This is a genomic window from Escherichia sp. TW14182, from assembly GCF_000208525.1.
Classification (GTDB): Bacteria; Pseudomonadota; Gammaproteobacteria; order Enterobacterales; family Enterobacteriaceae; genus Escherichia; species Escherichia ruysiae.
This window is the reverse complement of sequence record NZ_AEJZ01000080.1, coordinates 1-13,352: the sequence shown is the minus strand read 5'-3', so window position 1 is coordinate 13,352 and position 13,352 is coordinate 1. Positions and strand designations below refer to the sequence as shown.

14 protein-coding genes are annotated in these 13,352 nt (G+C 48.6%); 4 read left to right on the top strand and 10 right to left on the bottom strand.

Annotated features, from left to right (window positions below):
• Positions 1-105: 105 nt before the first annotated feature.
• The gene (gene pmrD / locus EQY_RS0108055) at positions 106-372 is read left to right on the top strand and encodes a signal transduction protein PmrD (protein WP_000455127.1); all 267 of its coding nucleotides are present in this window, start codon (positions 106-108) and stop codon (positions 370-372) included.
• Here pmrD and arnF read toward each other — a convergent pair.
• The 7 genes from arnF to arnB are packed head-to-tail and all read right to left on the bottom strand — an operon-like array spanning position 366 to position 7,716.
• Entirely contained in the window at positions 366-752 is a 387-nt protein-coding gene (gene arnF / locus EQY_RS0108050; RefSeq protein ID WP_000523886.1) for a 4-amino-4-deoxy-L-arabinose-phosphoundecaprenol flippase subunit ArnF, read from the bottom strand. The two genes, pmrD and arnF, sit on opposite strands and share 7 nt — an antisense overlap.
• Complete coding sequence (arnE, locus tag EQY_RS0108045; protein ID WP_000638040.1) at positions 752-1,087, bottom strand: 4-amino-4-deoxy-L-arabinose-phosphoundecaprenol flippase subunit ArnE; 336 nt, start codon at positions 1,085-1,087, stop codon at positions 752-754. The genes arnF and arnE overlap by 1 nt, the downstream gene beginning before the upstream one ends.
• On the bottom strand, positions 1,084-2,736 hold the full coding sequence (arnT, locus tag EQY_RS0108040) for a lipid IV(A) 4-amino-4-deoxy-L-arabinosyltransferase (RefSeq protein WP_000844090.1): 1,653 nt from the start codon (positions 2,734-2,736) through the stop codon (positions 1,084-1,086). The genes arnE and arnT overlap by 4 nt, the downstream gene beginning before the upstream one ends.
• Positions 2,733-3,626 carry a 4-deoxy-4-formamido-L-arabinose-phosphoundecaprenol deformylase gene (arnD, locus tag EQY_RS0108035; protein WP_024212462.1) on the bottom strand — a complete coding sequence of 298 codons (894 nt, stop codon included), beginning with the start codon at positions 3,624-3,626 and terminating at the stop codon, positions 2,733-2,735. Before arnD ends, arnT begins: the two co-directional genes overlap by 4 nt.
• Positions 3,627-3,628: 2 nt before the next feature.
• Positions 3,629-5,605, bottom strand: a complete 1,977-nt coding sequence (arnA, locus tag EQY_RS0108030) for a bifunctional UDP-4-amino-4-deoxy-L-arabinose formyltransferase/UDP-glucuronic acid oxidase ArnA (RefSeq protein ID WP_000845070.1) — start codon at positions 5,603-5,605, stop codon at positions 3,629-3,631.
• Complete coding sequence (gene arnC / locus EQY_RS0108025; protein ID WP_000461630.1) at positions 5,605-6,573, bottom strand: undecaprenyl-phosphate 4-deoxy-4-formamido-L-arabinose transferase; 969 nt, start codon at positions 6,571-6,573, stop codon at positions 5,605-5,607. Before arnC ends, arnA begins: the two co-directional genes overlap by 1 nt.
• A gap of 3 nt (positions 6,574-6,576) precedes the next feature.
• Positions 6,577-7,716, bottom strand: a complete 1,140-nt coding sequence (gene arnB / locus EQY_RS0108020) for a UDP-4-amino-4-deoxy-L-arabinose aminotransferase (protein WP_024212460.1) — start codon at positions 7,714-7,716, stop codon at positions 6,577-6,579.
• Between the two features lie 316 nt (positions 7,717-8,032).
• On the opposite strand from arnB, the gene ais reads away from it, so the two are divergent.
• Positions 8,033-8,635 (top strand): lipopolysaccharide core heptose(II)-phosphate phosphatase Ais, encoded by a 603-nt coding sequence (ais, locus tag EQY_RS0108015; RefSeq protein ID WP_000879240.1) that lies wholly within the window; start codon positions 8,033-8,035, stop codon positions 8,633-8,635.
• Positions 8,636-8,673: 38 nt separating this feature from the next.
• Here the strand turns inward: ais and nudI are convergent, their stop codons facing one another.
• Positions 8,674-9,099, bottom strand: coding sequence for a nucleoside triphosphatase NudI (nudI, locus tag EQY_RS0108010; RefSeq protein WP_001249882.1), 426 nt, complete (start codon positions 9,097-9,099; stop codon positions 8,674-8,676).
• Between the two features lie 278 nt (positions 9,100-9,377).
• On the opposite strand from nudI, the gene EQY_RS0108005 reads away from it, so the two are divergent.
• Positions 9,378-9,920, top strand: a complete 543-nt coding sequence (locus tag EQY_RS0108005) for a YfaZ family outer membrane protein (RefSeq protein ID WP_000712688.1) — start codon at positions 9,378-9,380, stop codon at positions 9,918-9,920.
• A gap of 99 nt (positions 9,921-10,019) precedes the next feature.
• Positions 10,020-11,225: a nicotinamide mononucleotide deamidase-related protein YfaY gene (locus EQY_RS0108000; protein WP_000921646.1), complete on the top strand. Its 1,206-nt coding sequence runs from the start codon at positions 10,020-10,022 to the stop codon at positions 11,223-11,225.
• A gap of 53 nt (positions 11,226-11,278) precedes the next feature.
• On the opposite strand, the gene EQY_RS0107995 is transcribed toward EQY_RS0108000, so the two are convergent.
• Positions 11,279-12,325, bottom strand: a complete 1,047-nt coding sequence (locus EQY_RS0107995; RefSeq protein ID WP_138984111.1) for a fimbrial protein — start codon at positions 12,323-12,325, stop codon at positions 11,279-11,281.
• A gap of 4 nt (positions 12,326-12,329) precedes the next feature.
• A partial coding sequence (locus EQY_RS0107990) for a fimbria/pilus outer membrane usher protein (protein WP_000686016.1) occupies positions 12,330-13,352 on the bottom strand: 1,023 nt, incomplete at its 5' end.

The following is a 13,352-nucleotide window of genomic DNA, read 5'->3' as shown; positions in this document are numbered from 1 at the left end:
ACATCCGTTTCACTTCTCATTTTTGCCATTCCATTGCCGTTGATAAAGAGTTTATCTGTTAATCTGTAACTTAATGTGAAAACTCTTAGTTAACAGGATAATGCAATGGAATGGCTGGTCAAAAAATCGTGTTGCGATAAACAAGATAAGAGACATGTAATTATGCTCTGCGATGCTGGCGGCGCGATAAAAATGATCGCTGAAGTGAAGAGTGACTTCGCCGTGAAAGTGGGGGATTTACTCTCGCCTTTGCAGAATGCGCTTTACTGTATTAATCGTGAAAAGTTGCACACGGTGAAAGTCCTCTCGGCAAGCAGTTACAGCCCCGATGAGTGGGAACGGCAGTGTAAATCGGCTGGGAAAATTCAGTAACGTTGTTTTGTCGTGGGAAGGAAAATCAGCATTAATCCGCTCGCAATACAGGTTACGCCCAGCAGCGCTTTCAGTGAAAAAGTCCCTTCCCAACCAGGAAGCACCATTGAAGCAATCCATACCAGTACATAACTCATACTCAGTAAGGCATAGGCTTTGCTGAGTGCCAGTTGATGTAACGCTTTATACCAGCAAAAAACGGAGATCAGATAACCAAGCAATCCGACCAGCAGAATCTGAGCACCGGTATCAAAAGCAAAAAACGCCGCGATAAAATCCCGCCACCGCGTCATCGATGGCAGATGACTTGCCGCATAACCCAGACTTAATTGTGCTGCAGAAGCAATCATGACGCTGAATAATCCCCACATCAGCCCCATTACACCGCACTCCCCAGGATCACAATGCCGCCAATAATGAATGCTACCCCGCACCAGTGACGCAGCGATACCGGCTCGTGCCACAGTTTTACTGCCGCCAGCGTCACCCAGACAAAATTCAGACTCAACATCGGGTAGGCAATGCCTACCGGAACGCTCTGCAAGACCAGTAGCCAGAGCACCATCGCAAGGCCAAGACAAGCCAGCGCCAGTCCCAGCCACAGTACGATATGTTTGCGCCGCTTTTTTATTGCCACAAAGCCGGTTGCCTGTTTCTGACACAACTGCCCGGCTACACTAAGCAGGCTGGCAAAGACTAAAATCATCCAGATCATTTTGGGCGGTACTGAATGAGCACCAGACGTCCCTGATGATCGATGGCATCAGCGGGCGGAATGGCGAGACTGTTGATGTCTTCATCGCGGTCAACCGAAAGCACGAGTGTAATCATCCCCTCCTGACGATGTTGATTAAGCCAGTTTGCGAACTCATCACCGCTGACAAATCTCCCTTGCGCATCCGGATAATTAAGGCCGTATTTCAATTCACCCGTCTGGCGATACATGATGATGTCATCGCGTTGCAGGCTCCATGCCAGACCAGCGGCAACGCCGACGCTGTCGGTAAGAATATAGCGGCTTGGCTGCAGTGATTCTTGTGTCATCTCGACAAAAAATTGCGGATGTTTTCCTTCCATAACTCTGTCAGGAATTGAAAATCCTACCAGCAACGCCATCCCCAGCGGGCAAAGCGCGGCATAAGGCCAGGTTTTATCCACGTTTGTTAAGGTATACCAGCCGAAAAATGCCCATAGCGAAAAAATCGACCATGCACAGAAGACTTTATAGCTCTCGAAGGTTTGCCACACTGGAGTGTTCATTGCTCCCCAGGGGGAGACTACAAACGTGGCAATAATGCCAGTGACACCAAAAGCGATGTTAATCCAGCCATTCATCCGCAACGCCAGAGGATTATTTTTTGCTGCCAGCAAAGCGTAATGCGCCATCAGCATTGCCAGAGGTGCAAAGCAGGAAAGAATATAGGTAGGTAATTTGCCTTTCGCGACGGAGAAAAACAGCAGCGGCATCACCGTCCAGCTCAACAAATAGACGGTTGCGGAATGCTTGCGGTTTTTCCAGCCTGTGTACAGTGCACCGGGGAGTAACCCCAGCCACGGCAGGCTACCGGCGATAATGACCGGCAAGTAGTACCAGAACGGGGCTTTATGCTGGGCATCATCCATCGCAAAGCGTTGAATATGCTCAACCCAGAAAAAATAATGCCAGAAGTCAGACTCCCGCTGCGCTATCGCCAGTCCCCAGGGGAGAACCGTCAGTACGCAACTGATAACCGCCAGCCAGCCGTAAATAAAGAGATCTTTCCAGCGTTTTTGCGTCGCTACCCATGGCAGCACGCTTAATACCGGCACGGCAAGGGCGAGAAAACCTTTAGTCATCACCCCCATGCCGCAGGTGATCCCCAGCAGTAAAAATCCCACGCTTTTGCCTTTCCACGTCTGTGCCTGCATTGCCAGCCAGAAGCTGCACATTCCCGCCACCAGCCAGAATGCAATAAACGGATCGAGCACGGCATAAGTGCCGATGGCATAGACAATAAACAATGAGAGATAAATCACTGCGGCGAGTAGTGCCAGACGTTTATCGCGCCATAAGCGCAGTGTAAACCAGGCCACCAGCGCGGTGGTTAACAGGGTCGCAAAGATAACGCCTGCCCGCACACCAACGTTATTCGCACCAAATAGCCATTGCCCAATGCTGTTAATCCAGTATCCGGCAATGGGTTTTTCGAAATAACGTAGCCCTAACAGATGGGGCACAATCCAGTCGCCGGAAGCCAGCATTTCCCGACTGATTTCCGCATAACGTGTTTCATCAGGTTGCCAGAGCAGACGATAATTAATCGGCAAGAGATAATAGACGATGATAAACGCAAAGAATGCTACGTAATAGCGAACGGATTTCATGGAAGCATTCCCGCAGCTTGTTGGCAACCCAGCCAGCCTTCACGTCCGGCAATACTTCCGCGAACAACTTGTCCGAGCGGCAACGTTTCTGATAACAGTTCGCTTAAAGGGCAAAATGTCACGCCTTCCTGGGCAGCACGTTTCAGGAGATCCACAAAATTATGCTGATAAGCGCAGCCTTCAACTTCTGCATGAATGGTATAAACCGGCGTGCCTTTATCTCGCAGGATGCGGTTGAGTAGCCAGCCATTAAAATCTTCCGCTTTCACATCCCGACCAATCACTTCATCCCAGGTGGGTAAGGTCACCGGAATTTGCGTAGTACCGGGTTTTCCTGATTCGAGCAATGGACGAAACGGCATCGCCCCACGACAATCGCTGTTGTAGCGCAAATGGAACGCTTCTTTTGCTTCGATCACCTGCTGGTCGGCACGCCAGCCCGCAGCGGCAGAACAGGTTACCGGTTGGCCGATAATCTCTTCAAGGGTGCGAAGACCACGTGCAATATCGTTGACCATCGTTTGGCGATCCCAGTTACCGCTTTGGGCTTGCCAGGCATGGTGATCCCAGGCGTGTAGGCCGACTTCGTGGTATTTAGCCGCTTCGCGAATGATATCGGCGTTGGCATAACCAATCTCTTTACCTGGCCATGCCGTACCGGCCAGTAAAATATCCCAGCCATAAAGCGATGCCGCGTTTGAGCGCAGCATCTTCCACAAAAACTGTGGTTTCACTAGCCGCCAGAGATGGCGACCCATATTGTCCGGGCCGACGCTGAAAAAAATGCTGGCCTGAATATTATGCTTACTCAAGATTTCCAGAAGACGCGGCACGCCTTCACGGGTGCCACGAAAGGTATCGACATCAATGCGTAAGCCCACTTTGGTCATGATCATTTTTCCGTAAGATCGACAGTGCGCAGGAAGAAATCCAGTGTTTCGTCGATGGTTTCCTGCATATCAATTTTCGGTTCCCAGCCCAGGCAGCGGTGGGCATTGCGGATGCTCGGTTTACGATGCCCTACGTCCTGATATCCTTTGCCATAGTAGCTGCTACTTTCGACAACCCGAAAGCCCGCAAACGGTGGGAAGTGATGGCGCAGTGGATGTTTTTCGAAGCTCGCCAGCAGCATCTCGCCCAGTTCCTCAATGCTCGCTTCGTTATCAGGATTGCCAATGTTGATAATTTCGCCGTCGCAGCGATTTCCCGCATTTTCGATAATGCGGTATAACGCTTCAATGCCATCCCGAATATCAGTAAAGCAGCGTTTTTGTTTTCCGCCATCAATCAGCTTAATCGGTGAACCTTCCACCAGGTTGAGAATGAGTTGCGTAATAGCGCGCGAACTGCCAATTCGCGCTGCATTCAGGTTATCCAGCCTTGGCCCCATCCAGTTAAACGGACGGAAGAGGGTGAACTGTAAACCTTCTTTTTCGCCATACGCCCAGAGCACCCGATCAAGTAATTGTTTTGAAACCGAATAAATCCAGCGAGGTTTATTCACCGGGCCGACGATTAAATTAGAATGGTCTTCATCGAAGTATTTATCGCTACACATCCCATAAACTTCTGAAGTCGACGGGAAGATGATTCGCTTACGGTACTTCACGCAATAACGGATAATGCGCAGATTCTCTTCAAAATCGAGTTCAAATACGCGCAGCGGGTTGCGGGTATATTCAATCGGTGTGGCTATCGCCACCAGCGGCAAGACGACATCACATTTTTTGACGTGATACTCAATCCATTCGGAATGAATACTGATATCGCCTTCGACAAAGTGAAAACGCGGATGATTCAGAAAACGGCTTATCGCATCGCTGCCGATATCCAGACCGTAAACTTCATAATGATCTTCGCGCAGCAGGCGTTCTGTCAGATGGTTACCAATAAAGCCATTCACCCCGAGGATGAGTACCCGGGTACGGTGTCGGGCAGCGCAGGTTGATTGGCTATTTAATCGTGAACCTTGCACCAGCCCCAGCGTTTGCGCTAATTGTGAGCCTTGCATGGTAATGCCGTCGCCCGCCTGTCCGGTGACGATTTCCAGCGTGCCATAACCACAGGCAATCAACAGCGGTGAAACAGAAATCACGCTGCCCGACTGTGCGGCAGTAGTAAGGGAATGAACGCGGGACGACCAGACTGTAAATTTCTGATTGCCAACATAGCTAAAGGCGCCAGGCCAGGGATCGGCAACGGCACGCACCATGTTGTGGAGTTCACAAGCCGGTTTATGCCATTCGAGGCGGCTGTCCTCCGGTGTTCTGCGACCAAAACAGGTGGCTTCGTTCTCACGCTGGGCGATTTCCAGAATATTACCGTGTTTAATAGCGGGTAACGTCTGTTCCAGTAACTGACGCGCGGCGTGGCACAATTTATGATGTAGCGTAATGGCAATATCATCCGGCGCAATGGTAACGCGTAGCTGGGCAATAATGGCCCCGGCATCGGCACACTTCACCATTCGGTGCAACGTAACGCCCGTTTCCGTTTCACCGTTCACCAGCACCCAGTTCAGCGGCGCGCGACCACGATATTTCGGTAACAGCGAACCATGCAGATTAAATGCGCCTGCGGGAGCAAGCTGCAAAATCTCGTCGCTGATCAAATGTCGATAATAAAAAGAGAAAATCACATCAGGTGACAGTTGGGCTATGCGTTCTACCCACAGCGGATGGTTAACGTTATCCGGCGCGTAAACCGGAATGCCTCTTTCCGCCGCCAGACGAGCCACCGAACCATAAAACGCTTTTTCGCCAGGATTATCGGTATGAGTAAAAATGGCGCTAATTTCGTAACCGGCAGCCAGCAAGGCTTCAATGCCCAGGCATCCCATATCGTGATAGGCAAAAACGGCGGTTTTCATTATTCATTTTCCTTGCTGGATGGACGGATAACTTGCTGAACAAAATAGCGGGGGCGGGCGCGGACATCGGTGTAGATCCTGCCGATATATTCACCGAGCAAGCCCATGCCGATAAACTGAGCGCCAATAAAGGTAAACAGCACGGCAAACAGCATAAAGACTCCTTCAGCCGCCCATTGTGGTCCGAAGGTCAGGCGTAAAATCACCAGCAGCACCGCAATGCTAAAACCTCCAATCGCAATAATGCTGCCGAGCAGGCTCAGCATACGTAGCGGCGTAGTGGTAAGGCAGGTCACCAGGTCGTACATCAAATTAATCAGGCGCATAAAGCTGTATTTGGATTCACCAAACTCACGCTCGGCATGATGCACTGGAATTTCAATGGCGCGGCGGGCAAAGATATTCGCCAGAATAGGAATAAAGGTGCTGCGTTCATGGCAGTGCAACATCGCATCGACAATATGCCGGCGATAAGCGCGCAGCATACAGCCGTAGTCGCCCATCGCTTTGCCGGTGGTGCGCTGGATAAGCCGGTTAATCATCTTCGAGGCGGTTTTACGAAACCAGCTGTCCTGGCGATTCTGGCGCACAGTCCCTACCACGTCGTAACCTTCATCGGCTTTTTCCACCAGGTGGGGGATTTCTTCTGGTGGATTCTGGAGATCGGCATCAAGAGTAATGATTAAGTCGCCGGTAACGTGACTGAATCCCGCCATAATTGCCGAATGTTGTCCGTAATTGCGGTTAAGCAAAATAGACACAATATGGCTGCCCTCCGCTTGTGAGGCATCGACCAGCATTTGTGCGGAGTTGTCGTTACTGCCGTCATCAACCAACAGTATTTCATACTCTTTGCCCAGTGATTCACAAGCTGCGGTGGTGCGCCTGATTAATTCCGGTAAACTTTCCTGCTCGTTATAAATGGGAATAACCACCGAGACTTTCTTAACAGGGTGGATTTCAAACATGGCTTATTGTCCTGCGAGTTGCTGAAGGGCAGTGATGACGCGATCGGCATCGGCGGTGGTCATATCCGGGAACAGCGGCAACGAACAGATGCGTTCGCTATTCCATTCCGTATTCGGCAACGACAGCGTTGGAAAACGCTCGCGATAATATTTTTGCGTGTGGGCGGCGCGGAAATGTAACCCGGTTCCAATGCCTCTTTCTTTTAACGCTTCCATCAGAGCATCGCGGCTGATACCACAACGTTGTTCATCAACACGAATGATAAACAGATGCCAGGCGTGAACGTGTGACCATGCAGGAACGCTTAAAGGCTGGAAAGGGAGAGTTGCCAGTGCTTGCTGATATTGCAGGGCAATGTCGCGACGGCGAGTATTTAGTTGCTCTAATTTATTCAACTGCGTCAGAGCTATCGCAGCGTTAATATCGGTCAGATTGTACTTATAGCCTGGCGTTAATACTTCAGCCTGCGGTGTGCGGCCCCAGGTTTGTCTGTCGTATGCATCGACACCCAGACCATGAAATTTCAACATACGTAACTGGCGGGCGAGGTTTTCATTATCGGTAACAATCAGGCCGCCTTCCGCGCAGGTAATATTTTTGATGGCGTGAAACGAAAAAATAGCGGTGCCCTTTGCACCAGTATGCTGACCTTTGTAATACGTACCGACGGCGTGGGCGGCATCTTCAATGACCGCGATACCGTGGCGTTCAGCAATGGCGCGAATGGCGTCAATATCTGCTGGCGCTCCGGCATAATGCACCGGGATAATCGCTTTGGTGTAGGGCGTAATGGCCGCTTCGATCGCTTCAGGCGTGATCATCAGCGTATCGCGATCAACGTCCACCATCACCGGCGTTGCGCCCAACAGGGAGATCATATTGAGGGTTGAAACCCAGGTCATGGAGGGGGTGATGACTTCATCATCAGCGCCAATCCCCAGCGCCATCAGCGTGATATGCATTCCAGCAGTGGCCGAGCTGACTGCGATGGCATGTTGATTTCCTGTCAACTGGCAAAAGGCCGCTTCCAGTGCTTGATTCTTCGGGCCAGTGGTTATCCAACCGGATTCGAAAACCTCTTGAACTGCAGCGAGTTCTTCCGCGCCTATTGCCGGACGCGAAAAAGGTAAAAAGTCTGACATCGTTTTTCCTTCGGCCATTGAATACCTTTCCCTGTTATTCGCTAATATCTGTCATAGGGAACGTTATGTGTATTTTGCCATTTGGAATGAAATTCTAAGGGTAGAATATTAATTTAACCTTAAGGAATGAATATAAGGCTTAAATATTATTTTTTTTGTTTTTGTATCTTATTCAGGCTTTTAATTTGACAAGATTTAAGGCATTTTGCGTGCATCGTAATGTTTTAATACTATCCCAGCCACTATTTACCGGTGAAAATGTCGTTTGTTTTCGCGGTCATTTAGCTGGCTACGCTTGTCTATAGGTGGAGCTTAAGTGTTAGCTTTTAGCGGGACTTCGTTGAAGTCTAAAAAATATATCTACATTTTACTGGCGCTTGGGGCGATTGTGGGGCTGGGTACACATGCTGCCTGGAGCAGTAATGGTTTGCCGCGTATCGACAATAAAACGCTGGCCAGATTAGCGCAGCAGCATCCGGTTGTGGTTCTGTTTCGCCATGCGGAACGCTGCGATCGCTCCTCTAATCAATGCTTGTCAGACAAAACAGGCATTACGGTGAAAGGTGCTCAGAATGCCCGTGAACTGGGCAAAGCTTTTAGCGCGGACATCCCTGATTTCGATCTTTATTCCAGTAATGCCGTTCGGACTATTCAATCAGCGACCTGGTTTTCTGCTGGAAAAAAACTGACGGTAGATAAACGGTTTTTACAATGTAGAAATGAGATTTATAGCACAATTAAGGAGTTGCAAAGCAAAGCTCCAGATAAAAATATCGTTATTTTCACCCATAACCATTGTCTGACCTATATCGCAAAAGATAAACGAAACGTGACATTTAAACCAGATTATCTGGATGGGTTGGTAATGCATGTGGAAAAAGGCAACGTTTTACTGGATGGTGAGTTTGTTAATCGGTGATTTGTTAATATGACAGCCAATAATGGCTGTCATTACTGTTACATCAGACCTTTCAAACGTAATGTTTTCTGAGTGGCGACATTCAAATCATAGTGAGCAAGATCTTCAGGTTTTACCCATGCGTATTCCTGAAACTCTTCGTTAATTTTCACTTCACGGTTGGCAGAGACGCAGTCAAAGATCAGGTAAATCATATAAATCTCTTCCTTGCGGCCATCTGCATATGTCTTGATGCGAATATCATCACTGAACGTCCACGGCGTGATGTCAGTAAGAATCAGTTGCTCGCCCAGCTCTTCTCTGATTTCACGACGTAATGCTTCTTCAATGCGCTCACCGGGTTCTACGCCGCCGCCAGACAGCGCCCATTGTCCGGGGAAAACGCCGCGATCGTCGGCCATTTTACACAGCAGATAAGCACCATCATTTTGAATTAAGGGACAAACTATAGTCCGTTGACGCATGGGAATATTCCTTACCACCAAAAATAAAACAAAAGAATACGGCAATGGATCAACGCGTGAAAGTGGCATTGGTCTTTTTTGCGATGATAATCATGGTGATTGTTTTTTTGGGTTTCATCTTTTTGGTGGCTACTTTTTCTGCACTTAATTATTCAAGAAGTATTTAGTTACAATAAGTTAGCAGATCGCTTTTTTCACGCATTGAATCCTCTGTGTCAGGCAGTACAATCCCGCAGCTTTGGGGACTTTTAATTATCTTCTTGCGGGAAAAGGTAAAAATGAAAAAATTTGCGCTGCCAGTTCTGGCTGGAATGCTATTGGTTTCTGCATCGGCAAATGCGATAAGCATTAGCGGTCAGGCGGGAAAAGAATATACCAATATTGGCGTCGGTTTCGGTACTGAATCGACCGGTCTGGCATTAAGCGGTAACTGGACACATAACGATGACGACGGTGACGTCGCGGGCGTTGGTCTGGGATTGAATCTGCCGCTGGGACCGTTAATGGCAACTGTGGGCGGTAAAGGCGTTTACACCAACCCGAACGACGGCGATGAAGGCTATGCCGCAGCGGTAGGCGGTGGCTTGCAGTGGCAAATTGGCGATAGCTTCCGTCTGTTTGGTGAGTATTACTACTCTCCGGATTCGCTCTCCAGCGGTATTAAAAGTTATGAAGAAGCGAATGCTGGCGCGCGTTACACCATTATGCGTCCAGTCAGTATTGAGGCGGGTTATCGCTACCTGAATCTGTCGGGTAAAGACGGTAACCGCGACAACGCCGTGGCTGACGGCCCGTATGTCGGGGTTAACGCCAGTTTCTGATGCCTTCCGGCGCGGCGTTCTGCCGCGCCATTCAGTTTCTTACTACGCCTTATCTCCCTTTGCGTTATAGTGATTCGATAACAAAAGCAGGAGATAACCATGTTAAAAGTGGAAATGTTATCCACCGGGGATGAAGTGTTACACGGGCAAATCGTTGACACTAACGCTGCCTGGCTGGCGGATTTTTTCTTTCACCAGGGATTGCCATTATCTCGCCGCAATACAGTGGGCGATAACCTTGATGATTTAGTGACCATTCTGCGCGAACGTAGTCAGCACGCCGATGTGCTGATCGTCAATGGCGGACTGGGGCCGACCAGTGATGATTTAAGCGCACTCGCCGCAGCGACAGCCAAAGGTGAAAGCCTGGTTCTTCATGAAGCCTGGCTCAATGAGATGGAACGCTATTTCCGCGAACGTGGTCGCGTAATGGCGCCGAGCAACCGCAAACAGGCGGAGCTGCCAGCCAGTGCTGAATTTATCAATAACCCGGTAGGCACCGCTTGTGGTTTTGCCGTGCAGCTTAACCGTTGCCTGATATTCTTTACCCCCGGCGTACCGTCGGAGTTTAAGGTGATGGTGGAGCATGAAATCCTGCCGCGCCTGCGCGAGCGTTTTTCTTTGCCGCAGCCGCCGGTTTGTCTGCGGCTGACAACTTTTGGTCGTTCGGAAAGCGATCTGGCGCAAAGCCTGGATGCGTTGCAACTACCGCCAGGTGTGACGATGGGCTATCGCTCTTCCATGCCGATTATTGAATTGAAACTCACTGGACCGGCAAGCGAGCAACAGGCGATGGAAAAACTGTGGCTGGACGTTAAACGCGTCGCCGGGCAGAGCATGATTTTCGAAGGCACAGAAGGACTGCCTGCACAAATCAGTCGCGAACTGCAAAGTCGCCAGTTCAGCCTGACGTTGAGTGAGCAATTCACCGGTGGTTTATTGGCTTTGCAACTCGCGCGCGCAGGTGCGCCATTACTGGCATGTGAAGTGGTTCCTTCACAGGAAGAAACTCTGGCGCAAACTGCACACTGGATTACAGAACGGCGGGCCAACCATTTTGCCGGGCTGGCACTGGCTGTTTCTGGTTTCGAGAACGAGCATCTCAACTTTGCGCTAGCCACACCAGACGGCACTTTCGCTCTGCGTGTGCGTTTCAGCACTACGCGCTACAGCTTGGCTATCCGTCAGGAAGTGTGCGCAATGATGGCACTGAATATGCTGCGCCGCTGGCTGAACGGGCAGAACATCGCCAGTGAGCATGGCTGGATTGAGGTTGTTGAGTCGCTGAGACTGTCGCCGCAATAATAGTCCAGGTGCCGGATGCTTCCGGCACCTGTTCGCGGGTTTATTGCTGTTCATTACGGAAACGAAAGATAAAATGTCGCATCCGCATCCGCTTTTCCTGGCGTTACATTACTTTCTGTCTGGATATATCGCGCACTAAAATTCAACGACGTGGCTGATTGCTGAATATTACTTAACTGTAAAACGTAATCAGGTTGATTAAGGGGGATAATATTTTTATTCTTATCTAAGATCTGTACGCCAACCCCGGAGGCAGAATTATTCTGTTGAGTTAGCTTCAGGATTGAATTATTACTTCCACTTACCGTATCGCCTTCAAAACGTATGGCGACATTGGTTCCCGGATCACACGTTAGTCCGATATTAAAATCTACCAGCGCCGAAGTGGAGTTAATCCCTTTGAAGGTGGTGTCGGAATTAATTCCTGCGGCGGGTGATAATGAAACTGGAACATCAGGCGTGTTCAGGTCGCAGCTCAATGAGTGAAGATTAATAATGGTGTTGCTAAATTCGAGAGAAAATGCCTCAATATTATTCCACCAAATGCCAGCATTACTAAAACGAGATAAATCAATTTCACCACCCTGTAATTCCCCGATGACTTTTAATTGTATGCGGAAATTACCCTCAACGGAAAAGTTGTTTTTATTTGCAGTGCTGGTGCGTTTAGGGTATTCCATGCAGTAATTGTTTGGGGTGGTATTATTATTCTTTAAATCGTAAAATATTTTAATGCCGATGCCAGAATTTTTTCCATTAGTCAAAGGCACATTGAATAAACAGATATCACTGCCGACTAAAGTTGAAGGAGAAGTGGCAAACCCTTCACTGTAATCAGGATAATTATCTGAGCATGTGATCTGTCCTGAGTGACTGGAATGGTAACTTCGATCAAAAATTATGGTTCCTGGCGCTGTATTTTTATTGTATTCAGAATTGATCGAAATATCAGAAAATGAAACTAATGCCGGTCCACCACTGGTGTAGCTACATGTTTTAGCGAAACTAAGAGAAGGAACAAAGGCTGCTATCAAAATAACCAGCAGCAATAACGCTTCACGACTTGTAACTTTATAAGTACTGATGATTTTTATCTTCATGATGTTAATCACACGCTGCGGTGGCAATAATAAGATTAGTCATGTTTTGCGGTGTCTGAAGTAGTTCTGGTAATATACGAACCTGGCAACTTTCAGTGGCCGATTTTCCCCACTTGACTTGCCATTTTTGATTAGCTTGTGCGCCGGATAAATACGTTTCACCGTTTCGCCCAACGAGGGTTGAAATTTGCTCATCTTTAGCAGTGACTACGGCTCCAAAGGGAACAAATTTGTCTTTATGCATTAAGGTTAAAAGTAATTTCTGACCATATCGCGTTGAAAAATTGGCTACGACTAATGCGCCTTCCGTAGGAATAACTTCTTGTACCGGTTCCGGTATTTCAACATTTGACGGCAAGGTTTGCGTATTGATGGCGATACGGTTGCGCTGAAATGCTGATGCGTAAGGGATGATGGAGTATCCTCGCCAGTCGGTATAAACCGACGTTCCTCTGTTAATGCCCAGCCCACTGGCATCAGGGGCGCGCACCAGAATCGATGATTCACCTAAAGACTGAGCAAGGGTTAATCCATACGGATGCAGAACAATTGCGCCCTGCATATTGTAATTTAATTGCCGTTGATCCTGACCATAGTTCCAGCCTGCGCCAATTACGCCTTTACTGGAGCGATAACTGAGTGACGTATTGCCACCATAACCTTGATCGCCATGACTTTGTTGCAGACTATAACTGAGATTATTATCTTCCAGCGCAGTACCGTTAAGCGCCACACTGTTTAAAGTGTGACCGCTATTACTGCTGGTGTTATTGTAATTAACATGCGCACCAGGTAACCATTTTCCTAGTGGAACGCTGACAGAAAGTGAGAGTTGTTGATCGTTCTTATTATTGTCTGGCATTCGTGTCAGTAAATAACTTAGGCTAAAACTCACATTTTCCCAACTATGACTATACCCTACGCTGAGGCTGCGCTCTTTACCCCCGAGTCCCCAATAATCTTGTTGATAGCCTGAAATATTGAACTGACCAAACGAGGGGATCGCCTGATTAATGGTAAGTTGTAA